This is a genomic window from Methylocystis sp. SC2 (assembly GCF_000304315.1).
Classification (GTDB): domain Bacteria; phylum Pseudomonadota; class Alphaproteobacteria; order Rhizobiales; family Beijerinckiaceae; genus Methylocystis.
In genome coordinates, this window is the sequence record NC_018485.1 from 2,758,378 (window position 1) to 2,782,338 (window position 23,961).

Genomic DNA, 23,961 nt, shown 5'->3' on the forward strand with positions numbered 1-23,961 from the left:
CTTTCGCCCGGCCGACGGCCACGTCGGCCGGGCGCTTTTTAGCCATTTTTGACAAGGATGGTCGCGCACGTCTCAATACCGGCAGTTTGGAGCTTTGCTTTCGTTTCGCTGGGCGCAAAGCAGGGAGGATGACGCCGTGTGCACAGTGGACAGCGCGCTGCAAGATGAGTGCGTCAGCGTCGTTGAAAGGCAAGACGACGAAGGCGCCTATATGATCCGGATCGGGACGCTCGAAACTGTCGTCACCATTCGATTGCGCCGGACCTGGGGTTCGCGCACGGCCTATCGCCTGAGCCACGCAATCAAGACGCCGCGCCAGCCGAGCCCCTTTTGGAGCTGCGTGTCGGAGGCGGATACGCCAGGCGACGCACTGCGGAAGGCGATCAGCGGCTTCACGATGCATTATCGCAAGGCCGTCGGCGAGGGCTATGCGCCAGCCGAAGACTGGCTCGTTCCGGCCGGAAGCTAGGCGCGCGTCTTCAAAAACGTCGCGGCGAAGCGGCGCGCCGCACACGGCGGATCAAGAGCCGCCATTTGCGTGATGGCGTTGGGTCCGATCCGAAGGCCCTAGGGGACGGCGATGACTGTCGGATAAAGTGTGCGCGTCATCGGATCGAGGGCGCCGAGGCCGAGAAGAATGACGAGCCACAAAAGCGCTGCGGCGGCGAACAACCGGACGACAACGCCTTCTTGACGCAGGTCCATGAATCCGAACGCGGCTATGCCGACCATCGCCGCCGCGATGACCGCGACGCCGCTGCGTCCCCAACCCGGGAAGGAAAAGGTCGCGGCAAGCTCTGCGGCGAGCAGCGCAAACATCAGCGACGCGACCGAGATGAGACGAAGGACGACTGCGGTCATGAGGCCCGTCCGACGAGATAGATGAGCGGAAACAGAATAAGCCAGATGATATCGATAAAGCTCCAATAGAGTCCGACCACGCGAACGGAATTATGGCGCTCCGCGGTGAACCGCGGCGCCTTCGAGATAATCCAGGCGAGAAGCGCAAGTCCGACGAGAAGATGAACGCCATGAAGCGCCGTGCTGAAGAAGTAGAAGGCGAAGAAGAGCTGGGCGCCGCTTCGCGACGGTCCGTGGACTGAGAAGTTCGCGCCTGGGAACAGACCTTTCTCGAGATCCATTCGCCATTCCACCCCGAATTTGAGGCCGATGAAAGCGGCGCCGAGCGCCCAGGCGATCAGCAGCCACACAACCATTCCGCGACGGCTTCCGAATTCGATGCAGGCGAGGCCGATGCTGTAGGCGAAACTGCTCGCGATCAGCAGCGCCGTATTCGTCACGCCGATCGTCAGCTCGGTTTGTCGGCCGCCGGCGTCGAAGGCGCTTGGATCGGCGAGACGGGCATAGATCCACGCAAGGAAGATCGGGCCGAAGAACAGCGCCTCGGTCGCGAGAAAAAGCCAAACCCCCGAGATCGCCGTTTCGCGCTGATGTTCTGCGCTCGAGAACTGAAATTCGTGAGCGGCGGCGTCACTCATGGCTCACAGCCTCCGCTTGCTCATATTGATAGGGGGCTTGCGTGACGATCGGCGTGACGGCGAAATTTTCCGTGGGGGGAGGAGATGGCGTCGTCCATTCGAGCCCCGTCGCGCCCCAGGGATTCGCCGATGCGCGTTCTCCATAAAGCAGCGACCAGGTGAGATAGCCCAGCGGCAGAAGATAGCCTATGGCGAGCACCACGGCGCCGGCGGAAGACAGCAGGTTCAGCGCTTCGAACTGTTGCGGGTAGGCGAAATAGCGCCTCGGCATGCCGAGATAGCCCAGCACGAACTGAGGAAAGAACGTCAGGTTAAAACCCACGAAGATGGTGATCGCGCCGGCGCGGCCCCACATCTCCGGATAGAGACGCCCGGTGATTTTCGGCCACCAGAAATGAAGACCGGCGAAATAGGCCGAAACCATGCCGCCGACCATCACATAATGGAAATGCGCGACGACAAAATAGGTCTGCGTGAGATGCACGTCGGCGGCGAGCGCCGCGACGAAGAGGCCGGTCAGTCCGCCCGTCGTGAACAGGCCGATGAAGCCGATTGCGTAAAGCATCGGCGAGTCGAAGCGGATATAGCCTTTGTGCATCGTGCCGATCCAGTTGAAGACTTTAATGGCTGACGGCACCGCAACCATATAGCTGAGCAGCGAAAAGACGATGGCCGAAAAGAGCGAGGTTCCGGCGACGAACATGTGATGACCCCAGACGAGAAAGCCGATAACGGCGATCGCGACGCTCGCCCAGACGACGAATTTATAGCCGAACAGCTCCTTGCGGGAGAACGCCGGCACGATCTCGCTGATGACGCCGAAGCCCGGAAGAATCATCACGTAAACGGCGGGATGCGAATAGAACCAGAAGAGATGCTGAAAGAGCAGCGGATCGCCGCCGATCGCCGGATCAAAGACGCCAATCCCAAAAATGCGTTCAAACGCCAGCAACAGCAACGTCATCGCGAGCACTGGAGTCGCGAGGACGAGGATGACGCTGGTCGCATAGAGCGACCACAGGAAGACCGGCATTCTATACCAGCCCATGCCGGGCGCGCGGAGCTTATGGATTGTAACGATGAAATTGAGTCCCGTCGCGATCGACGAAAACCCGGCGATAAAGATGGCGATGATCGCGGCGACGACATGTCCCTTCGAGTAGAGAGACGTCAGTGGCGTATAAAACGTCCAGCCGGTGTCGACGCCGCCGGCCACGACGGCGTAGAGCGCGACGAAGCCTGCAGCTATGAACAGATACCAGCTCAGCAGATTGAGCCGCGGAAAGGCGAGGTCCCGGGCGCCCAGCATCAGCGGCGTCAGAAAATTGCCCAGCGTCACCGGCACGGCCGGGACGAGGAAGAACCACACCATCAATATGCCGTGCATCGAGAAAAGCCGATTATATGTCTCGGCCGACCCGAGCAGCCCATGCGAAGAAATCAGATTATAGCGCATGAGAGAGGCGGCGACGCCCCCCGCGAAGAAGAAGAAGGTGATCGCGACGAGATAGAGAATCGCGATGCGCTTATGATCGGTCGTCAGCAGCCAGCTGCGCAGCGTATGGCCATCTTCAAGATAGGAAACATGCGCCGCCGAATGCGTCATGTTCAGCTCCCCGATTTGAGCGATTTGATATAGGCGATGAGCCGCAGCACTTTTTCGTCGCTGATCTGTCCTGAGAAGGACGGCATGATCTGCTGATAGCCGGCGACCGGCGTCTTGTCGGGCGTAAGGATGCAGTCGCGGATGAATTTATCGTCCGCCGTTACAGTCGCGCCGGTCTGCAATTTGACGGAGCGGCCATACAGTCCGCTCAACGCCGGCGCGGCTACGCCGGTCGTCTCCGGCGATCCGCCCACCCCGCCTTCGCCGTGACAGCCGGCGCATCCATGCGCCGTGAAGAGTTCTTTGCCGGCGGCCGCCATGTCTTCGTGGCCTTCAGGCCCTGCGCCGCTTGCCAGCCACTTTTCAAAATCCGGCTGCGACATGGCGACGACCTCTCCCGTCATCGTGTAATGGCCGACGCCGCAAAGCTGAGTGCAGAAGAGCTGGAAGACGCCGGTCGTGTCGACCTGAAACCAGAGGGTTTGGTAGCGGCCCGGCAAAACGTCATGTTTGATGCGAAACGCCGGCACGGCAAAATCATGAATGACGTCTTCCGAAGTCATTACGAGCTGAATCGGCCGGTTGATCGGTATGTGTAGCGCGTTGATCTCGCGCTGGCCGCCCTGATGCTCGACCTTCCACATCCATTGCTTGCCGACGAGGTAGATCTGCAAGGCGTCGCTGGGCGGCTGGAAAAGGCGCACGTAAAGATCGCCGCCCCAAATAAACAGGGCGAAGAAGATTGCCAGCGTCGCTACTGTCCAGCCGATCTCGAAACGCCAGGTCTTGCGCGAGCGCGCGCCGCGAGAGGCGCCGCTGCCGGCGCGATATCGAATCATGTAGAGAAGGATGAGCCCGAAGACGAGGGCGAGAACCGCGCATGACACCAGCAAAAGCGCGAGGAGCAGAACGTCGACTTCACGTCCTTCGACCGTGGCGCTTGGCCAGTAGCCATTCATGCGCGCGCGCCTTTGCGGAACTCGCGATAGATCATCGCCGCGAGCGCGAGCGCCATACCGACCGCGCCGATCCGCAGGAATTTCATGATGGCGAATGTGTATCGGCCGGTCGTCGAATCGAAATCGAAGCAGAGCAAGAGCGCCGGAGATGCGCGCGGCGCAACATTCTGCGTCGCGGCGGCTTCGATCGCGCCGCGCACCTCTTCGTGAGAGGAGCCAATGCCGGAGAGATAATTTGAAACGACGCCGTGCGCCGTAATGATAGCGGCGCCGATCGGATGAACGAAGCTCTGCGATCGCGCGCCGCTGCGATAGCTAAATCCGACAGCCTCGGCTACGGCGCGAATGTTTTCCGCGGTTCCGGTAAGATAGTGAATTCCCTCAGACGCGCCGATCGGCGACGCCGCGTCGAATTCGATCTCGCGCGCCTGTCGTGCGGCGTCGGCCGTTTCTGTCGGATCGATGCTGATCGCGATGAAGACATAGTCAGAGCCCGCCGACAATCCCGCTTTTCGCGCCGCGCGCAACAGCGCGGGGCGCGTCACGCCGCAGAGCTTGTCGCAATGGAAGTAGCCGAGCACGAGAATGACCGGCGCGCGATCGAACGCATCACCAATGCGAACGTCTTGTCCGTCCGCGTCGGTGAATGCGCTTTCTAACGGCAGGCGCGCGCCGAGCTTCTGCTTGTATGCAACGCCCGTGACGTCCGGCGTCCGTTGCGCATAGGCCGGGAGGCTGTTGAGAAGCAGCAACGCCAGCAGCGTAAGAAGCGGCTTCATTCGCATTCTCCTTTGGTGACGGAGAAGTGAGGGGCGCGGGGGCCGGCCAATCCGCGATGCCTTCTTGTGCGATCTTTCGCATCGCTGCAGCAATTGGAATATGCGCTGCGCCTTTGGCCTGATCAATCCAGCCTGCGCTGTTCAAGCGCGTCAATTCGCGTCGGTGAAAGTCCGTCCAGTCTTCCGCCGGATCGATCTGCAGCCGCGGCTCGGGGAATGACGGCAGCGGCAAATTCATCGTCCTGTCAATCATGGCGTCGGGATAGAGCGCCCATGCGACAAGGGCCAAAAAGATGATGCCCAGGATCGTCGAAGCGAAGCCGATGGCGATAAAGCCGCCGCTGATATCGCTGCCTTCGTGCGAAGCTGGCGCAAGGTCTTTTTCGTCCATTGCGCTCACGCCTCGACCCAGGTCCGAATTCGCTTGGTCAGCCGAGGGGCCAGCGCCGACGTGCAGGCCATGGCCAGCAAGGCTGAAATCGTAAGCAGTGAGATCACTCCTGAACGAGCCCCGGCCGCCGGAGCCACCAGCCAGAACTGATGAAGAATGCCGCCGACGATGGTCGACGCCGCGGCGAATCCCACGGCCTTCGACGAATGTTGCGCTTTGGCCGAGAGCAGCGTGAAGAACGGCGCGACAAAATGCGTAAGCACGATAAGCCCGGCGATCACGCCCCAGCCCTGGCGCCAGCGCGGGAGATACCAAGCGACCTCATGCGGCAGATCGGATTGCCAGACGATGATGAGTTGCATGAGCGCCAGATAGCTCCACAGCATGACCAAGGCGAGAAGCAGGCGCGCAAGCTGGCGCAAGGCCTCGAGGTCTGGCGAGGACGAAAATATGAGGGCGAGCGTCGCGGCGGAGAGAGCGAGCGCGCCAATCTCGCTGATGAAGCCGAGACCAAAGAGGCTGGAGGCGAAAGTCGGATCAAGCGACATGACGGCGTCGATGACGGCGAAGGTCGTCGTCAGCGCGAGAAGGATGAGCCCTGCCGGCGCAAGCCCCGCGAGCTCCTTGGCGTCATCGTTGGCGCGCGTGACGAGCACGGCGAGAATGAGCCAGATCAGCAGATAGATCACGCCGCGAAGCACAAAGGCGGGACCATTCAGATAGGGCGCGTTGTCGAACTGCGGCGCGCCGCTTTGAAGCCACGGATAGACCAGATTGGCTGTCAGCGCGTAAGGAACGACGAACAGCGGAGCGAGAAACACGCTGCGCACGCCGGCGGCGAGGACGCCGTGAACGGCCTTTCCCCAGCGGCCGCCTGTCAGCGCGTGAATCAGCATCAGCGCCATGGCGCCGAGCGGCCAGGCGATCCAGATGCTGAGCGCCGTCAGCCAAGCGAATCCAAAACTCCCCGGCGCCAACGCCCATCCGAGAAAGGCCCCGGCATAGCCCATGGCGCAAACCAGGATCAGGAGGATGCGGCTCACGGCGCGGTCTCCGCTTTTGCGGCTGCAAGGTCGGTCGCCGACGCATTCTGGCTTTTTTGCAGGGCGCGAATATAGGCGGCGATCGCCCACCGATCGGCGGGCGGCACGCGCGCGACATAGGAATACATAGCGCCGTGGCCTTGAGCGATCACATCGACGAAATGGCGCGTCGGCGCTTGGAGCAGTCGTTCGCTGTCATAGGAGGGCGGCGCTGGAAAGCCGCGCTGGACAATCATGCCTTGGCCGTTGCCGAGCTCGGAGTGACAGGGCGTGCAAAATATTCGATAGCGCTGCTGCCCCCGCTCGATGAGCGCGAGCGTCAGTGGTGGCGCGCTCGGTTCGCGATAGAGAAAGGCGACGGCGCCGGGCGGCGTCTGTGCTGGCCCAACGAGCGGCGAATAGCTTCGCTGCTTGGGCTGATTGCTCATGTCGCTGCAGGCGCCCAGCACGCAAAGGGCGATGACGGCGATGGCCCGGTTCACAGCTCGGCCTCTTCTATCATGCGCGCGTCGCAGTCTTGCATAATGTCACGCGACCGCGCCAAAGCGTCGGAATTGACCGCGCGCACGACGATCACCCAACGATCGATCATCGCGTCGCGGATGGCCCTGGTTTTATCGACGGAGTCGTAATAGCGGGTGAAGCCGCAGAGCGCGCCAGCCGCAATGATCGTGGCGAGCACGGCGGACAAGACGCCCACCTCGAAAGCGATGGGGATGAACGAAGGCCAGGAAAACGGCGGACGCCCGCCGATATCCAGCGGGTAAGCGACGACATTTGCATAGGTCTGCAGGCCGAAGGCGACGCCGGCGCCGAGCAGACCCAGCGCGAGCGCGACGGCGGGGAGACGCGTCGGCCGGGGCGTCCGCTCCGGCGCGAGGGGGCTGAAGAGCTGCGTCTCGCCAACATTCGCTTCGTCCAGGCGTGCGAGCGCCGCGACCGACGCTTCTTCCGACAGGAAGGTCGCCGCCAGACCATTCGGCGCCGTTAGCGCTTTGTCCTCGGGACTCATCGATCTCGCCCCACGTTGCGAAGGATCACTTCGCGCATTTCGAACATCGAAACCGTCGGCAACAGGCGAATGGCGATCAGAAGGCCGGCGATGAAAAGACCGACAGTGCCGAAAAGCGTGAGCCAATCCCAGATCGTTGGCGTATAGCCGCCCCAAGCGGAAGGCAGATGCGTGCGCCGCAAGCTCATCACGACGATGACATAGCGCTCGCACCACATGCCGACGATCACGGCGAGGCTGACGATAACGACGAGAAGTTCGTTAAGTCGGACGCGCCGCCACCACATCAATTGCGGCGTCAACACGTTGAAGAGGATCGTCGCCCAATAGATCGGCGCCAACTCGCCCGCGACCTTATTGACGAAAAGCCGCTTCTCCGCCGCGTCGGGCCCGTAGAAGGTCGTGAACGCCTCCATCAGATAGGCGTAGCCGACGCAAAGGCTGCTCGTCAGCAGAAGCCTGCCGAGAATGTCGAAGTGTCGGCCGGTGATGAAATCCTCGAGGCCAAGCAGCCGACGCACCGGGATAGCGACCAGCATCACTGCGGCAAAACCTGACAGCAACGCCCCGAACACGAAGAAGGGCGGGAACAGCGTCGAATGCCACCCAAGCGTCGCAGCGCCGGCGAAGTCGAGGCCGACAATGCTGTGCACCGAAATGACGAGCGGCGCCATCAGCGCCGCCAGCAAACCATAACCGACATGATAGTAGCGCCATGTGTTTTCCGAGCCACGGAACCCCAAGGCGAGGACGCCATAGAAGCGGCGCTTATGCGGCGCGTCGGCCTTGTCGCGCATGGTCGCAAGGTCTGGAACGAGGCCGAAATACCAGAAGAGAATCGAGGCGACGACATAGGTGAGGATCGCCACAAAGTCCCAAAGCAGAGGGCTTCGGAACTGCGGCCAGACGGTCATTACGTTCGGATAGGGAAACAGCCAGTAGAACAGCCAAGGCCGTCCGAGGTGCAAAATCGGATAGATGGCCGCGCAAGCGGCGGCGAAGATGGTGATTGTCTCGGCGATCCTGTTGAGCGCGTTGCGCCACTCGACCTCGGCGAGATAGAAGAGCGCCGAGATAAAGGTTCCGCCCGAAGCGATGGCGATCCACCACACGTAATTGATGATCGCGAAACCCCAGACCACCGGCCAGTCGATGCCCCAGACGCCGACGCCTGCATAAAACAACCAGCCGATGGCGATGGCGAGGATAACGACCAAGAGCAGCGCCGCGGCCAGACTGAGCTTCCACCATAGCGGCCATTTTTCCCGCAGCGGCGGCGCGCATATCATCGCCGTCATCGTCGATATGGTCTGCTCCGGCGCAACGATCGGATCGTTCGCGTGCGGACGTCCGTCGTCCGCGAAGACTGCGAGCGTCGAATGGGCCTGGAACAAACTCATTTCGGCGTCTCTTGAGTTTTATCGACATTGAAAATATGCGCTTCATAGGTGACGCGCGGCTTTGTATTCTGTTCCGCCAGCAGCGCGTATGACAGCGGTCCGGCGCGACGCGCGGCGACCTCGCTCCCCTTGGCCGCAAGATCGCCGAAGGTGAAGGCCCGCGTCGGGCAGGCGGCTTCGCATGCGGTCACGACTGCGGACGCCTTTTCGCCCTCGCGATCGGCGACGATGCGCGCGGCGGCGATGCGTTGCAGACAGAAAGTGCACTTCTCCATCACGCCGCGGGCGCGTACGGTGACCTCGGGATTTCGTGATTCGATTGCCCGGCGTTCTTCATCCGCGAAGTCGAAATAATTGAAGCGACGAACCTTGTAGGGGCAATTGTTCGAGCAGAAGCGCGTGCCGATGCAGCGGTTGTAGACCATCACATTGAGCCCTTCGGCGTCATGCATCGTTGCGCCGACCGGACAGACCGGCTCGCAAGGCGCTTCCTCGCAATGCATGCAGAGAACGGGCTGAAAGTTGAACTTCGGCGACTCCGGCGTGCCGTCGTAATAGCGGTCGATGCGCAGCCAGTACATCTCGCGCCCGCGCAGCATTTCGGTCTTGCCGACCACCGGAATATTGTTTTCCGCCTGGCAGGCGACCACGCAGGCGTTGCAGCCGATGCAGGCGTTGAGGTCGATGCTCATGCCCCAAGCCGCGGGACCCTGCGGCCGCCACTCATAAAAGGAAGGCCGCGGTTCATCGCTTCGTCGAACGAATTGAGGATCTGCGAGGAACTGCGACAGCACGCCGTTTCGCGCGAAGACTCCGCCTTCGTCGAACATCGTGGCATGGCGCTGCGTGCTCGCCAGCTCTTCTGTAGCGCCGGTTTTTTGTATGTCCGGCGCGCCGCACGAGCGCCCCGCAAGCTTGAAGAAGTCGACGCCGACATTTTGCCCCACGGGGCCCGCGTGGCGTCTACCGAATCCAAGAAGGGCGACGAAGCAATCATCCGACTGGCCCGGGGCAATGGCGATCGGCGTTGTCATGTGCGCGCCGTCGACCGTGATCCTGACGACGTCGCCATTCGCCAGCGACAGCTCACGCGCCCGCCGGGGCGATATCAAGAGCGGATTGCCCCAGCTTATTTTGCTGAGCGGCCGCGGCAATTCCTGGAGCCATGGATTGTCGGCATAGCGGCCGTCGAGGAGATAGGGATCCGGGCGAAACAATAGGACCGTCGCGGCTGGGGACGGCTCGGGGAGCCGCGCGCGCGCGGCCGCGTCGCGCAGCGGCCGATGACTCACCGGACTGGCGCTGTTGGGGATGACGCCTTGAGCCAGCGCGTCGGCCCATGCGTCGTCGACGTTCGTCCCCAGCCGATCCTTCCACGTTCGCCGCACGAGATCGAGAGCGCTCGGCGGATCAGGCCGGAGCAGCAGCTCCAGCAGTTGATGCGCTTCGACGCCCTGAAACAGGGGCAAGGCCTGCGGCTGCATCACGCTCGCCGTTCCGTCGAAGGCGCGCGCGTCGGCCCAGCCTTCCCACGGGTGAATCATCGGCGCGGCCCAGAGCGACGCGGCGGTCGTCTCGTTTGGCGTTGCGCTGAGGCACAGGCTGAAGTCCACGCGACCCAGAGCCTCCACGAAGTTGAGGGCGCCGGGAGCGGCATAGACAGGATTGCTGTCGACGATCAGCAGCGAGTTCACCCGACCCGCGCGCATGTCGGCGACAAGCGTCGCGAGGGAGAGCGAGTCGTCGGACGAAGCGTGCGTGACGGCGTCGACGAGCGTGTATACCGCGCCGCGACCGCCGAGCGCCTCGTTCATCGCACATACGAGCGCATGCGCTTCCGGCGCGTGATCCGGTCCAAGATGAATGAAGGCGCGCCCGCGATGGGCCTTGAGATCCGATATGATCCTGTCGAGCCATGGCGGATTTTCCACGGGCGCTCCGCCGAGCAACGCTCCGGCGAGCGCAAGCAGGATGCGGTGCGTTTCTCGCGGTCCGGCGATAAAGCGCTCGTCGGCGACGGCGCCGGTGAGCGACGGCGTGGCTTCGATCGCGTAGAGCCGATTCATTTGCGCCCGCGTAGGGTTTCGTCGCGCCGCGAATTCGCGCGCGATGCGCAGATGGCCCGGCGCGGCGCTCAAGAGATCGCTGTCGATGGCGAGAATGACGTCGGCGTTTTGGAGGCGTGGGTTGAGTTCAAGGCGCGCGCCATAGGCCAGCGCGACGCCGCTGTCGACGTTTGCGCGCCCGATCGCCTCCCAGTGCAGCCAGCGTATCTGCGGATAGGATCTTCTCAGCGCGTCGAATTGGGCGGCGAGCGTTGGCGACGTCGACGCGCCGGTCAGAATGACGAACCCCGCGCCGCCCGTCGCCGCCAGCTTGTCACGCTGTTCGCCAAGCGCTTGCTCGAGCGCCGATCGGCTTCGCGGAAGATTCGCTTGCATTACGCCCCAGGAGCGGCGCGGGTCGTAGAAGTCGAGGAGCTCGGCCTGCGCGATCGGGCTCGTCGCGCCGAGGCTGGCCGGGTGAAAGGGATTTCCTTCGACTTTGATCGGCCGCCCCATGAAATGTTTGACGACGGTTCCGGCGGCGTAGCCGCCCTCGATATGCGCGGCGCTGTAATGATCCGGCATGCCAGGAACGACGCCGGGCGGCATGCGAACGGCTGGAATCAACTGTCCTTCCGGCGCGCCGTCGCATCCGCTAAGTCCTGCGCCGGCAAGCGCCAACGAGGCGGCCATGAGCGCCAACGCTTGGCGGCGGTCGCGCGGCGCCGTTAGCGCGGCGCCGAGCATGGGAAACTCCTGCTCGATCCGCGACAGGACGTTCGCGTCTTGCGCAAGCTCCTCGAGGCTACGCCATTGCGCATTCACCTGTGACATATCGAACAGTCCGTCAGGTTTCTCTGCGGCGCGCCGTATTGGGCGCGCAGGACCTCAGGCGCGGGCGTGGTCGCGTCGCGCGTCCAACTGGTGTCGTAGATCTTGTCTTTTGGCCTAAGGCGCGGGCCAGGATCACGGTGACAGTCAAGGCAAAACTGCATCGTCAAGGATTTGGCCTTGTAGGTCAGCGCCATATTGGCCACGTCGCCGTGACAGCTCGAACAGCCGACGCCTTTGGCGATATGAATGCTGTGATCGAAGTAGACGAAATCCGGAACGTCGGTCACACGGCGCCAGACCAGCGGCCGGCCGTCCTTCAGACTGTTGCGCACCGGCTCAAGCAATGCGGCGTTGGTCCAGATCTGCGAATGGCAGGTCATGCAGGTATAAGTGGGCGGCATGCCGGCATTGGCGGAAACTTCGACGGCGTTATGACAATACCGGCAGTCGATCCCCAATCCGCTGACGTGATGTTGATGGCTGAAGGGGACCGGCTGCGCGGGAGCCCAATTCACGCGTCGCGCAGAATCGCTGTTCGGCCAAAGCCAAACCACAAGCGAAAACGCCACAAGAGCGAGCGCCAACAGAAGGAGCGCCAGCGAAGCCCACAAATTCGCGGCGGGTCGAAAGACTGCGCCCATGAGTCGCCCCAAGAATCGCTCCGCTTCCGCCAGGCGCGCCCTTCGGCGGCGGCTAGACCAAGCCTACAGGTGGTTCAGCACGCGCCTGCGGCAAGCGCCGTGGCTCAAGGGGCGATGGCGCTGCGGGAGAGGATCGGACCGGCGCTTAGGGTTTAGGGCTCACGGGACGGTCTGAGGTTGGGCGCGCCGCGCGAAGATGTAGCTGGCGATCAGTCCGAGCGTCGCGAAGAGGGTGACGACCGAGAACAGGTAATTATGCCCCGCCGCCCCGGGCCACTGGTCGAGCAGATAACCCATGAGCGGTCCCATAAAAATATCCGGCGCGTAGCCGACCACCGATAGCAATCCAACCGCGCTCCCCGTGTGCTCCATCGGAATTTTGCCATCTTGCATGATCGCGAAATACAGGCCGCGCAGCGCGAAGACGCCGATGCTGGTAAAGACGATCGTCAAAACAAACGTCCATACCATGCCCGCGCCGATCGCGCCGGAAGCCAGCACGGAGTTCCCGGCTGCGAGAAGCACGAAACAGCCGACGATCATGCGGGGCGCGCCAAACCGCTCAGCCAAATAGCCGGCGCCAACGGCCGCAGCCGGTCGTATCCAGAGCGATGCGACGCCGACCCGCGCCGCCTCTACCTCATTCAGGCCGATGACCTGATTCGCGTACAGCGAAAAGTCGTCGATCGCCTTAAAGCCCACGTAGGCGCACAGGATCACCGCAGCCTGCAGCCAGACCGACCGCATGGCGAACACCTGCGCGATGTCGCTTATCGAGACCGCTCGCGGCGCCGGCGTTCTGCGTTCCGGTAGCGCCAGCCAGATGAGCAAGGCGGCTCCGCAGGTCATCGCGAACAACAGCAGTATGATCAGTCGCAATGATTCCGTGCGCCGCGCGAGACTGGCCGTCTCGCTGTCGTTGGGCAGCAGCGCGGCGAATAGAACCACCATGGTCGACGCCATGACGGCCGCCAGCGCGCCTCTGCCGCCTTCGAGCAACCCGAAGGCGCGGCTTTGGGAATAGTTGAGCCCCCACTCACGCGTGGCGCGAATCAACGGCGCCCAGAACAGCGTGATCGTGGTGATTCCCCAGTACCCATATAAGATCGCCAGTGCCGACGGGGACGGAATCGCCATCATCACAAGGCCGCCGACGGCGGTGGACGTCAATGCGATAGTCAACATTGTGCGTGCGGGGTATTTGTCGGCGAGCGGGCCGCCGAACAAATACGCGGCCACTGCTACGACGCCATAAACCGCATAGGCGGCGCCGAGTTGGAGATTAGTCGCGCCGAACACATCGAGGAGCGTCGGCCGGAATACGCGCGCCAAGACGAAGGGCAGCAGAAAAGCCGATTCCCCGGCGACAATCAGCGCCGCGATCGCCAGTCCCCGCTGTCGCGCCTGGCGCGCGTCACGCGCCAGCAGTGGCGCCGGCGCGATGATTCGTCATGCGCCTCCGGATATGGCTTCATCCTCGGAGCGCGTGTTGCGCGTCGCATGCCCGCCTTTTTTGCCGGCCTGTGACGCGAGCTGTCGATCGACAGAAAAACTGCGCTTTGACGCGCTGACTGCAAGTCCGCCTTTGCGTCCCGCCGTCGACGCAAGGTCGGGGTTTTTGGCGAAACTGCGATGTTCGCCGGGCACGCTCTTGCCGCCCTTACGCGCAATTTCGCGTTGCCGCTCCGGCGTCATCGACGCGAAACCCCTCCGGGACTTGGTGGTCGCCGAAACCGTATCCATGCATCGCGCTCCAATTCTGCGTCGAAAATTCCTCCGCAACAACCGAAGCGGCAGAGGCCGCTCAGCAGACCAGGCAAACGACGCCGGCGCTGTTTACCTTTAGAAAAGGCGGCTGAGCGAAGGCCATTTTCGCAAAGACTAAGCGGCTGCCAAGCTGGTAATCTTACGTAGAAATGGCATTTTTCCAGCCATCAGAGTCTGTCAGTGTTCCAGGGCGTTTCGCGAGATCTGGAGGACCGACTTATGTGTTGAGAGCGGCTTTGAGAGTAAGACTTCGTTAAAGGCTCGCTCTGGTCGGTCGGATACTGCATAACGGAATCATTTCCGTCCCAGAGCGGTCTGTTCTCTTGCTTTCCGTCGGCATTCGCCGGATCTCTTCTTGAATACAATAAAATGGCTTATCCAATATTCCACTTACGTAAGTCTACCAATTTTGCTTCGCGCGCGAGCATGCTCTTATGGAGTTGGCGTCGATCTCTCCAAGTAAAGGCCGCCGGAAGAGCGGCGACAGCGCCTTGAGTAGAGCACGCGAACACGACGGGAGCGTCTAATGTTGTCGGCGTCGCGGCAGAGGGAGCAGTCGGGTCTCGCGTCACGCGAAGTGGCTGCGATGCTTTCACTCAAGCAAAAACAGTTGTTTGCGAGCTACGAGCTCAGCCTACAAAAGGGCGAGTGGTTCGTATTCGAATTGATGGTGTCGGATATTCAGGGTCTTATGGATCTCGGCGCGCAGGCGCTTGCGACAGACGTGCTCGTCGTCCTCCGCATTTTCATGCGGGACCGTCCGCAATTCGACGCCCATGCGCGGCGCACCCCCGCGTTTAGAGGCTTGTACGGGAATCGATCGACGCGGCGGACGCTCGACTCGCTTATTGCGGGTGCGGGGGAGGCAAAATCATTCTGCAATTCGCACTGAGTGGGACAAACAATCACTGGCGTGAGCTCTGCCGCCGCTGGTCTTCCCGCGCATCCGGAACGGCGCGATCCGACTGAAGGGGCGGACGCGCCGCAAGGCAATGACGACGGCGTCTGTGCGCTGTCACGCATACGGCGTCGTAGATCGCAGGCTATTCCGGGGGTCCGCTTGCCGCTCATGCGGCGCATGGCGCGAATGCGAGGGAATATATGATCGAATCAGGCCAATAGGATCGCTTCGGTGGATGATGCTGATCCCAATGTATTTGGCGTTAGTCGTGGAGAGCTCGAACGGCTGAGAGCCATCAGCAGATTGGCTGCGACTTTCGCCCACAATATCAATCAACCGCTGACTGCGGCGAGCGCCTATCTCAGGGCGGCGCAGCGCCTCGCAGGAGGGCTTCCAAAGGAGTCGGTCACGCCGCTCATTGGCGCGCTCGACAAGGCTGTCATGCAGATCATGCGCGCCGGGCAGGTCGTCCGCAGTCTGAGCGAGCTTGTTGCGCAGGGCGAGCCAGACAAGACGCTCTTTAGCGTTAATCTATTGATCGAGGAGACGCTTTCACTCGTCGCTGCGGAGGCCGCCGAGGTTGGCGTCTCGATCAGCAAGCGGCTGACCAAAAACGACGATCTCATCGTCGCCGACCGGCTCCAGATCAGACATGTTCTGGCCAACCTTTTGCGAAACGCAATTGAAGCGATGCGGGATTTGCCGCGACGCGAGCTGTTGGTCTCCACGGCGACGCAAGCTGCAAACGCCATACGCGTTGAAATTCAAGACACCGGCTGCGGACCGGCCGGAATGGAGAAAGCCGATCTGCTTGATCTTTTTGCGACGCGGAAAGATGGAACGGGCATCGGGCTGTCGATTTCCCGGGCAATTGTCGAAGCGCACGATGGCCGACTATGGGCTAAGGTCAACCCCGAAGGCGGCGCTATATTCTCCTGTGATCTTCCATTGCGCGGACGAGATTTCAGCGGATGAACTCGGGAACGGTTTTTATCGTGGACGATGATGCGGCGGTGCGCGATGCGCTTCAGCTTCTACTCGAATCTGAGGGGTTCGCCGTATCGAGTTTTCCGTCGGCGCCAGCGATGCTTTCATCCATCGGGCCGGAAAGCGCTGGGTGCGTCATCGCTGATGTCCGCATGCCGGAAGTGAGCGGACTCGACCTGATCCTCGAGATGAAGAACCGAAATCTGCATCTGCCGATCATTATCATCACGGGCCATGGCGACGTGCCTCTCGCCGTCGAGGCCATGAAGCGCGGCGCTGTCGATTTTCTCGAGAAGCCGTTCGATGACGATGCGCTCTTTGCAGCCGTCAAGGGTGCGCTGTCGAAGCACGAAGCTGTTCAGTCGCGCTGCGCGGAAGAGCGGCAGATCTCTGAAAGACTTATGTCCTTGACGAAGCGGGAGCGCGAAATTCTCGAAAGGCTCGCGCAAGGCCGCTCGAACAAGGTCATTGCTCATGATCTTGGCATCAGCGTGCGCACGGTGGAGGCGCATCGCGCCAATGTCATGGCGAAAATGCGCGTCAAGAACCTCGCGGAGCTGGTCCGAATTTTTCTAAATGGTCGGAATATCAGCTTTGGCGCGTGACGTCGCCAAGCGTCATTCGCGAACATCCGCGTCGTCCATCACGCGTCGCGTCGATTTGGGCGCGCGGAGGCTGCCTTGCCAAACTGCGCGCGCTAAGTATTCAAGTGGAAACCGCCGAGCGCTAGAGGAGCGAATTGGTCATGCGAGCGCCAACCTCCCCGGCAGACGCTGTCCAACTGAACAAGTTCTCCGTTTCGACGCCCTCGGCGCGGCGTGTTCTCGTCATCGACGACGATAGGGACGTCGCCGACAGTCTGGCGATGCTGCTGGAAGTCCTGGGATGCGACGTGAGAACGGCCTATAGCGGAGCGGTGGGCGTTTCGCTCGTGTCCGCTTTCCAGCCGAGGATCGTGTTCCTAGACCTCGGCATGCCCGAGATGAACGGCTATGAAGCCGCGCGTCGCATTCGCAACGAGCCAGCCGGACGGCGGGCGCAGCTGATCGCGCTCACCGGCTGGGGCCAGGATTTGGACAAGAAGCGCACCCGCGAAGCGGGGTTCGACCGCCATCTGGTTAAGCCGGCCGATATCGACATTTTGGAAGAAATCCTTGCCGCCTGCGGCGAGGACTCGCAGCAAGTTTAAGCGACATATCGGCGCATGCCTCTTTAATTCCGCCTAGTTAGCGAGTGAGCGTTTCGTCAGGACTCGCCTCGTCATTCCGCTTGGCCCCTGCCGCCATCGAGGCGGCTCATGCGATGCGCAGCCGCAGCGGGAGCGCGTCGCTAACGCTACGCTTCAGCTGGATTTTCCTGGGACGCTGGCGTTAGTAGCGTTGCGGCGGAGGACCACATCTTGGCGGGAACATCGCGAGGCCTGAGCGCTCCTGGCGCGGCTGCGCGAACTGAGGGAAAGCAGGGCGCGATTACGCTTGCGGTTAACGTTTGCAGGACGGCCAACAGAAGCCTCGGGATTGCGCCGGCGGACGCTGGAACAGCGCGGGAGCGCTTCTGTTCGGCGTCTTTCCCAATTCTGTCCGTTGGATAGCAAATGACCTTTTCGCATATGGACACGTTCTGGGTTGTAAATTGGACGACGGATGTCGCAGGACAATGCGATTATATCGACCGGCAATGGCCAAGAATTACAGGCCAAACGGCCGAAGCCGCGATGGGCGGAGGGTGGCTCGACGCCATCCACCAGGACGATCTGGAGCGGGTGAAGGTCGAGCTAGGTCTGGCGAGCGGCTCCGAGCGCCCGTTCCAGATCGTGGCAAGGCTCAGACGCCAGGATGGTCAGTTTCGCTGGGCGTTGGCGGTTGGCGCGCCGCGCTATGATGCGCAAGACGTATTCATTGGCTACAGCGGCTCCATCATCGATTTTCATGATCGGACAGATATAACCGAACGCAAAGAGCGCTTGGACGCGTTGCGGGCAAGCCAAGAGCGCGATCGTCCGCTTTTTGAGACGAGTCGCGACGGCATCGTCACCGTCGATATGAGCGGCCGCATTCTCGAGGCCAACCCCGCTTACCAGAAGATGCTCGGCTACACGCTCGAAGAGCTGAAGCGTCTGACTTATCAAGAACTGACCCCAGAAGTTTGGCATGACATGGAAGCGGCGGTCGTGCGGGAGCACATTCTTCCGCGCGGCGAATCTGCCGAATATGAGAAGGAATATATCCGCAAGGATGGAACCGTATTTCCGATAAGTCTGCGAACGTGGACCGTCGTCGACGAAAGCGGCCATATCGTCGGCATGCGCGCCTTCGTGCGCGACATCACCGAACGCAAGCAGGCCGAGGCGGCGCTGCGCGACAGTGAGGAACGGTTCCGCGTATCCTTCGCCAACGCTTCGATCGGCTTTGCGATGAACGGGCCGGACGATACGCACCTGGACGCCAACCGCGCCTATTGTGTGATCACCGGCTACACGCGCGAGGAACTTCTTGCCCTCAAGGCGTCGGAGCTGATCCATCCTGATGATTGGCCAGCCAATCGGGCCTTGTCCGAACGGATGCTTGCCGGCGAGATCCCTGGCTTCGTCGTCGAAAATCGTTACGTTCGAAAGAACGGCGAAAACATCTGGGTCCGCAAGAGCGTCTCGCTCGTTCGCTCGGCCGACGGCGAACCAAGGTGGATCATCACTCTCGTCGAGGACGTCACCGAGCGCAAGCTGGCCGAAGAGGCGCTGCAGCAAAGCCGCAACGATCTCGACCGCGCCCAGGAGGTCGGAAAGATCGGCTGGTGGCGCCTCGACGTGCGCCGGAACGTTTTGACCTGGTCGGACGAGAACCACCGGATCTTCGGCGTGCCGAAGGGGACGCCGCTGACCTACGATAGTTTTCTTTCTATCGTGCATCCCGACGACCGCGCCGACGTCGACGCAAAATGGCAGGCCGGTCTGCGCGGCGAACCCTACGACGTCGAGCACCGCATCATGTCCGGGGACGAGGTCAAATGGGTGCGTGAGAAGGCCTATCTGGAATTTGACGCGGCGGGCGCGCTTCTTGGCGGCTTCGGCATTACACAGGACATCACCGAACGAAAGCAGGCGGAGGAGGCGCTCCGCGAGAGCGAGGCTCGGCTGCGGTTGGCGACCGAGGCTTCGAAGATCGGCGCGTTCGACTGGCGCATTCCGACGGACCTGAACATCTGGACGCCGGAATTAGAGGCGATGTATGGGTTGGCGCCGGGCGAATTCGGTCGGAAGCGGTCGGCCTGGGAGCAGCTGGTGCACCAGGACGATCGGGCGGGCGCGGTCGCCAAGGTTAACGAAACGCTGGAGACGGGCGAGCCCGTCGAGCATGAGTGGCGAGTCGTCTGGCCGGACGGCAGCGTGCATTGGATTGCCGGGCGGTTTCAGGGTTTCAAGGACGCGGTCGGCAAGCCGGTGCGCCTCACCGGCGTGAACATCGACGTTTCCGAGCGCAAGCGGGTCGAGGAGGCGCTGCGCAAAAGCGAGCTGCGCTATCGTTCTCTCGTCGAGGCGGCGAGCGCAGTCACTTGGAGCTGTCAGCCATCGGGACTGCATCAAAAGCCGCAACAGGAATGGATGGCCTTCACGGGTCAGACGGCAGAGGAAATGCTGGACGACGGCTGGACCAAGGTCGTTCATCCAGATGACCTCGAGGCAGTGGCGGCGAAGTGGCGAACAGCCGTCGCGCGCGCCGAGCCGTTTTGGAGCGAGCACCGCATCCGCCGACATGATGGCGAGTGGCGCTGGATGCGCGTTCAGGCGGCGCCCATTCGCGACGCAACGGGCGAGATCGTCGAATGGTTCGGCAGCAATACGGACATCAACGATCTCAAGCAGGCTGAACTGGCGCTGCGGGAAAGCCAGCAGCAGCTCGCGCTGGCGTTGGAAGCCGGCCAGTTAGGATTCTGGGACTGGCATCTGCCCAGCGGCCGGGTCCAGTTCGGCGGCAGTTGGGCGTCCATGCTTGGTTATGAACTCAGCGAAATGGAGCCCGATGTCCGAGCTTGGGAAAGGCTAATTCATCCCGACGAGCGTGAAGCCATCGCCGCTCGATTATCGGACCATCTGGAGGGCCGCGCCGAAATCTATGAATGCGAGCACCGCTTGCTTCACAAAGACGGTTCCTGGCGCTGGATTTTGGACCGCGGACGGGTCGTGGAGCGGGACGCCGCTGGCCGTCCGATAAGGGCGATCGGCACTCATGCCGACGTGACGGCGCGCCATGAGGCCGAAGCCGCGCTGCAGGACGCCGACCGCCGCAAGGATGAGTTCCTCGCCACGCTGGCGCATGAGTTACGCAACCCGCTCACTCCGATCCGGAACGCCGTACATATTTTGAAGAAGAAATATGGTCCGCAATTTCCTGACACTCCGCTGCTCGCTATGGTTCAGCGACAGGTCGATCACCTTGTTCGCCTCGTCGATGACCTTCTCGAAATCTCCCGGATCAGCCGTGGCAAAGTCGACCTGCGCAAGGAAAATGTCGCCGTGTCGGATTTCTTGCGGCATGCCTTGGAGTCCTGTCAGCCGCTCATCGACAACAAGAGCCACCGCGTAATCGTGAATATCGCGGATGAGCCGCTGCGGGTTTTCGGCGACTCCGTCCGCCTGGCGCAGATTGCGGCCAATATCATCAACAACGCGGCGAAATACACGCCGTCGGGCGGGCGCATCGAAATCGACGCCGCGCGCGGCGGCGATGAAGTCGTTCTGCGGGTTCGCGACAATGGCGTCGGCATCAGCGCCGACATGATGCCGCGAGTTTTCGATCTCTTCGCGCAAACGGACGGCCAAATTCGGCTTTCCGAGGGAGGGCTCGGCATTGGTCTCGCGCTTGTCCGCAGCCTCGTGGAGGTTCACGGCGGCCGGGTGGAAGCGCGCAGCGAGGGCGTCGGCCGGGGCAGTGAATTCGTCGTCAGTCTGCCGCTCGCGGGCTGCCGCGGCCCCCGCCTCCGCTGAACTGGTCGGCCCCGAGGCGCTTGCGGCGTGTCGACACGCCGCGGCGAGGAATTGATCGCGCCTGTTCGGCTGCGTCACCAACCCGGAGGCCGACGGCTCATGTGTCCGGCGGCATCAATCCTATTCTGCGGCGGTCGGCGCATAGTTTGGATTGGATTCGGTGAGAATCGCGTCGAAGCCTTCGAATTCGGGACCGCCCAGATAGAGATCGCGGTTCTGGCCAGCGTTTTTGTGAGCCTCGCGGAAATGTTCGGAATGCGTCCAATCGATGAAGTGCTGCCGAGTTTCCCACAGCGCATGCGACGCATAGAGAACGTGGTCCTCCCGCTCGGGCCCCTTGAGCAGATGGAAGACGATGAAGCCGGGCCTTTCCTTAAGCCGCGACTGACGCGACCGCCAGACGTCCTCGAAGGCCTGTTCCTTGCCCTTGACGATTTTGAAGCGGTTCATCGCGACAAACATGACTTGGCTCCTGTCGTTGGGTTCGGCGGGCGCCGCCGGCGTTCTTAGCTAATCGTCCTCGAGGCGAAAGGCAAAGAAGCTGGTTGCGGCCGCCTTGCGGCAGCGCGGCTTGCGCTCGAGGGGCGCCGATGCGAGAGCAAAGTTCTGTGAAAGGACGCCGGCGACAGGCGCCGTTGCGCGGCAGCGACTCCGCTCAGATCGCAACCCATCTGTGGACCATGGCGCAAAACTGCGTTAGGAGCGAAATTTAGCGGCTGCGTGAAGGCGGAGTCGCAGATCGACGCCTCGGCCCAGATCCGCGAACGCGCAAAGGAGCCTCCGCGCTGAGCACGGCGATTGTAGAAATTGTCCATGAGTTGGACAAGCGACTGCGGTTGCGGCTTTTGTCGAATGCGGACGATTTCACGCAGACGGAAGTTGCGCTGCGACAGCTGCCCGGCGTCGCGTCCGTGCGCGCCAATCGCGCCTGCGCATCTTTAACGCTGGCGTATGACGGAAAGCCTGAGGTCCGCGACGCCATTCTCGCGACCGCGCGCCGAACGCCATCGGCGCCCGCGGATACATGGCGGCCTCCGCCAGAGGCCAGCGCCAAGCGCGTGACTCTCGCGGCCGGCGCGATCGCCGCCGCGCTCCTCCTTCCCGCGCCGCTCGCCGCAGCGATCACTTGGCTCAATATCGCGGGCCTCCTCGCGCGCGGCGTCCTTGCGGCGTCGCGCGGCGAGCTGAAGACAGACGTTCTTGATGCGCTCGCCGTCGGCGTGCCGGCGGCGCGCCAGGAATATGTCACCGCCAGCGTGACCCGCTTCCTGCTCGCGCTGGCGGAGCATATCGAGGCCGCCACCGTCCAGCAGTCCGACGAATTGCTGCGCTCGCTCCTGCGCCGGGCGCCTGGCGACGTCTGGGTGGAAGGTCGGAACGGCGAACTCGCGCGAGTGGCTTTCATGCAGCTCAAAGGCGGTGAGCGGGTCGTCGTCGGCGCCGGCGAGACCATTCCGGTCGACGGCCAGGTGATGGCCGGCGCCGCCTATGTCGATCAGTCGTCGGTGACCGGCGAAAGCCTTCCCATACCGCGCGCGGTCGGAGATCAGGCGCTCGCGGGCGGCGTTGTCGCCGACGGACGGCTCGTGGTCCGGGCTGAGCGCGTGGGCGAAGACACCACGACGGGACGGATTTCGCGCTACATCCAGGACGCTCTCGACCGTCCGGCCGACATCCAGACTGTGTCCAGCGTCTTTGCGAATCGGCGCGTCGGCATTACGCTGGCCACAGCTGCGGTGGTGTTCGCGCTCACACGCGACTGGCGCCGGATCGAATCCGTCTTCATGGTCGACTATTCCTGCGCCGTGAAGCTCGGCACGCCGATCGCGATCAAGTCGACGATGTATCGGGCCGCGCAGGAAGGCTGTCTGGTCAAGAGCGGAACGGCGATCGAAACGCTTGCCGGGGTCGACACGGTCGTTTTCGACAAGACCGGCACGCTGACCCACAACACGCTTGAGGTCACGGACATTTGTCCGCTGGACCCCGGGATCGACGAAGAACGGGCGGCGGCCATGGTCGCCTCGCTCGGCGAGCACACGAGCCATCCCATCGCGCGCGCCGTTGTCGGGCTCGCGCAGCAGCGCCGGCTCGCCCATGTTCCGCACGAGGCCGTCAATTTTATTGTCGGCCACGGCGTGGAAGCGAATGTCGATGGACGTCGCATTCGGTTTGGCAGCCGGCATTACCTCGAAGACGACGAGCACATTTCATTCGCGAACGCCCGCAAGACCGTGCGCGCGCTTCAAGAACAGGGCAAATCGCTTCTCTATGTCGCCGCCGATGAGCGCCCGATCGCCGTCTTCGCCTTGCGCGATCGATTGCGACCGGAGAGCGTGAGCACGCTTGCGCAGTTGCGCGCCTTAGGAGTCAAGCGCCTCGTGATGATCACAGGCGATCGCCAGGCGCCGGCGCTGGCTCTGGCGGAGACGCTCGGCATAGATGCTGTGCATTATGAACAGCAGCCGGAGGACAAGGCCAACATCATAGAGGCGCTCAAGAAGGAGGGCCGCCGCGTCGTCTATATCGGCGATGGCGTGAACGACGGTCCGGCATTGATGGCGGCGGATGTCGGCGTCTCAATGCCGCGCGCCGCCGACATCGCCCGAGCCAGCGCCGACATTGTGTTGCTGGAAGACAGGCTGGAGTCCGTCGCCACGGTGCTCGCGGTCGCTCAAGAGGCGATGCGCTTGATCCACTCGAACTTCCGATTCGCGGTTGGGGTGAATTCGGCGATTCTCGCCGCCGCGGCGTTCGGGCGTCTTTCTCCGCTCGCCGCCGCCACGCTGCACAATGGGACGACGATCGCCGTCCTCGTGCGCGCCCTGCTGAGCGGACGCGCGCGCAGATCCCTCGCGGAGAAAATCGACGCGATTCGGTCGCGCTCGAGCGCAGCCGGGCGCACGAACAATAGCGGAGCTCCTTCAGCTCGGCGACGTAAGCGCCCGCCGGGTGAAGCGTTGCGCCCGACCACAAGATCCCGCCGCATGATTGCGCTCTGTTGGCTTCGGCGCTGCGCCGACTACGCGCGGTCATTTTGGTTACAACTTAAGCAATGAAGTACTAGCTACTTTGGAATGAGAATAAATACACGTAATGTATGGTACATATGTCAC

The 23,961-nt window shown here is 62.3% G+C and carries 22 protein-coding genes; 7 read left to right on the plus strand and 15 right to left on the minus strand.

Annotated features, from left to right (window positions below; genetic code table 11):
- Positions 1–136: 136 nt before the first annotated feature.
- Entirely contained in the window at positions 137–469 is a 333-nt protein-coding gene (locus BN69_RS13420) for a hypothetical protein (protein WP_244434949.1), read from the plus strand.
- A gap of 98 nt (positions 470–567) precedes the next feature.
- Here BN69_RS13420 and BN69_RS13425 read toward each other — a convergent pair whose 3' ends face one another.
- The 14 genes from BN69_RS13425 to BN69_RS13485 form a co-directional block, all read right to left on the minus strand.
- A complete protein-coding gene (locus tag BN69_RS13425; protein WP_014892168.1) occupies positions 568–861 on the minus strand; it encodes a hypothetical protein in 294 nt (97 codons plus the stop codon).
- Positions 858–1,499 (minus strand): cytochrome c oxidase subunit 3, encoded by a 642-nt coding sequence (locus BN69_RS13430; RefSeq protein ID WP_014892169.1) that lies wholly within the window; start codon positions 1,497–1,499, stop codon positions 858–860. Before BN69_RS13430 ends, BN69_RS13425 begins: the two co-directional genes overlap by 4 nt.
- Entirely contained in the window at positions 1,492–3,105 is a 1,614-nt protein-coding gene (locus tag BN69_RS13435) for a cytochrome c oxidase subunit I (protein ID WP_014892170.1), read from the minus strand. The genes BN69_RS13430 and BN69_RS13435 overlap by 8 nt, the downstream gene beginning before the upstream one ends.
- A gap of 2 nt (positions 3,106–3,107) precedes the next feature.
- Positions 3,108–4,064: a cytochrome c oxidase subunit II gene (gene coxB / locus BN69_RS13440; RefSeq protein ID WP_014892171.1), complete on the minus strand. Its 957-nt coding sequence runs from the start codon at positions 4,062–4,064 to the stop codon at positions 3,108–3,110.
- A complete protein-coding gene (locus tag BN69_RS13445) occupies positions 4,061–4,729 on the minus strand; it encodes an SCO family protein (RefSeq protein ID WP_244435095.1) in 669 nt (222 codons plus the stop codon). Before BN69_RS13445 ends, coxB begins: the two co-directional genes overlap by 4 nt.
- On the minus strand, positions 4,674–5,234 hold the full coding sequence (locus BN69_RS19880; protein WP_014892173.1) for a hypothetical protein: 561 nt from the start codon (positions 5,232–5,234) through the stop codon (positions 4,674–4,676). The genes BN69_RS13445 and BN69_RS19880 overlap by 56 nt, the downstream gene beginning before the upstream one ends.
- Before the next feature lie 5 nt (positions 5,235–5,239).
- Positions 5,240–6,277 (minus strand): hypothetical protein, encoded by a 1,038-nt coding sequence (locus BN69_RS13450; RefSeq protein WP_014892174.1) that lies wholly within the window; start codon positions 6,275–6,277, stop codon positions 5,240–5,242.
- Complete coding sequence (locus BN69_RS13455; RefSeq protein ID WP_014892175.1) at positions 6,274–6,759, minus strand: c-type cytochrome; 486 nt, start codon at positions 6,757–6,759, stop codon at positions 6,274–6,276. The genes BN69_RS13450 and BN69_RS13455 overlap by 4 nt, the downstream gene beginning before the upstream one ends.
- Positions 6,756–7,289 carry a DUF3341 domain-containing protein gene (locus tag BN69_RS18540; RefSeq protein WP_014892176.1) on the minus strand — a complete coding sequence of 178 codons (534 nt, stop codon included), beginning with the start codon at positions 7,287–7,289 and terminating at the stop codon, positions 6,756–6,758. The genes BN69_RS13455 and BN69_RS18540 overlap by 4 nt, the downstream gene beginning before the upstream one ends.
- Positions 7,286–8,689, minus strand: coding sequence for an NrfD/PsrC family molybdoenzyme membrane anchor subunit (gene nrfD, locus BN69_RS13465; protein WP_014892177.1), 1,404 nt, complete (start codon positions 8,687–8,689; stop codon positions 7,286–7,288). Before nrfD ends, BN69_RS18540 begins: the two co-directional genes overlap by 4 nt.
- On the minus strand, positions 8,686–11,568 hold the full coding sequence (locus BN69_RS13470; RefSeq protein ID WP_083858762.1) for a 4Fe-4S dicluster domain-containing protein: 2,883 nt from the start codon (positions 11,566–11,568) through the stop codon (positions 8,686–8,688). The genes nrfD and BN69_RS13470 overlap by 4 nt, the downstream gene beginning before the upstream one ends.
- On the minus strand, positions 11,556–12,209 hold the full coding sequence (locus BN69_RS13475) for a cytochrome c3 family protein (RefSeq protein WP_014892179.1): 654 nt from the start codon (positions 12,207–12,209) through the stop codon (positions 11,556–11,558). The genes BN69_RS13470 and BN69_RS13475 overlap by 13 nt, the downstream gene beginning before the upstream one ends.
- 159 nt (positions 12,210–12,368) lie before the next feature.
- Positions 12,369–13,655 (minus strand): MFS transporter, encoded by a 1,287-nt coding sequence (locus BN69_RS13480; RefSeq protein ID WP_371212428.1) that lies wholly within the window; start codon positions 13,653–13,655, stop codon positions 12,369–12,371.
- Between the two features lie 3 nt (positions 13,656–13,658).
- Positions 13,659–13,952 carry a con-10 family general stress protein gene (locus tag BN69_RS13485; protein WP_014892181.1) on the minus strand — a complete coding sequence of 98 codons (294 nt, stop codon included), beginning with the start codon at positions 13,950–13,952 and terminating at the stop codon, positions 13,659–13,661.
- Positions 13,953–14,502: 550 nt separating this feature from the next.
- Here BN69_RS13485 and BN69_RS13490 point away from each other — a divergent pair.
- The 5 genes from BN69_RS13490 (at position 14,503) to BN69_RS13510 (ending at position 20,845) form a co-directional block, all read left to right on the plus strand.
- A complete protein-coding gene (locus BN69_RS13490) occupies positions 14,503–14,868 on the plus strand; it encodes a hypothetical protein (protein ID WP_193787630.1) in 366 nt (121 codons plus the stop codon).
- A 450-nt stretch (positions 14,869–15,318) separates the two neighbouring features.
- On the plus strand, positions 15,319–15,852 hold the full coding sequence (locus BN69_RS13495; RefSeq protein WP_244434950.1) for a sensor histidine kinase: 534 nt from the start codon (positions 15,319–15,321) through the stop codon (positions 15,850–15,852).
- Positions 15,849–16,469, plus strand: coding sequence for a response regulator FixJ (gene fixJ / locus BN69_RS13500; protein ID WP_014892184.1), 621 nt, complete (start codon positions 15,849–15,851; stop codon positions 16,467–16,469). Before BN69_RS13495 ends, fixJ begins: the two co-directional genes overlap by 4 nt.
- A 140-nt stretch (positions 16,470–16,609) precedes the next feature.
- A complete protein-coding gene (locus BN69_RS13505; protein WP_014892185.1) occupies positions 16,610–17,053 on the plus strand; it encodes a response regulator in 444 nt (147 codons plus the stop codon).
- A 405-nt stretch (positions 17,054–17,458) separates the two neighbouring features.
- Positions 17,459–20,845 (plus strand): PAS domain S-box protein, encoded by a 3,387-nt coding sequence (locus BN69_RS13510; RefSeq protein ID WP_014892186.1) that lies wholly within the window; start codon positions 17,459–17,461, stop codon positions 20,843–20,845.
- A 120-nt stretch (positions 20,846–20,965) separates the two neighbouring features.
- Here the strand turns inward: BN69_RS13510 and hmuQ are convergent, their stop codons facing one another.
- The gene (gene hmuQ, locus BN69_RS13515; RefSeq protein WP_014892187.1) at positions 20,966–21,307 is read right to left on the minus strand and encodes a heme-degrading protein HmuQ; all 342 of its coding nucleotides are present in this window, start codon (positions 21,305–21,307) and stop codon (positions 20,966–20,968) included.
- A gap of 374 nt (positions 21,308–21,681) precedes the next feature.
- On the opposite strand from hmuQ, the gene BN69_RS13520 reads away from it, so the two are divergent.
- Positions 21,682–23,904, plus strand: a complete 2,223-nt coding sequence (locus tag BN69_RS13520; RefSeq protein WP_244434951.1) for a heavy metal translocating P-type ATPase — start codon at positions 21,682–21,684, stop codon at positions 23,902–23,904.
- Positions 23,905–23,961 lie beyond the last annotated feature (57 nt).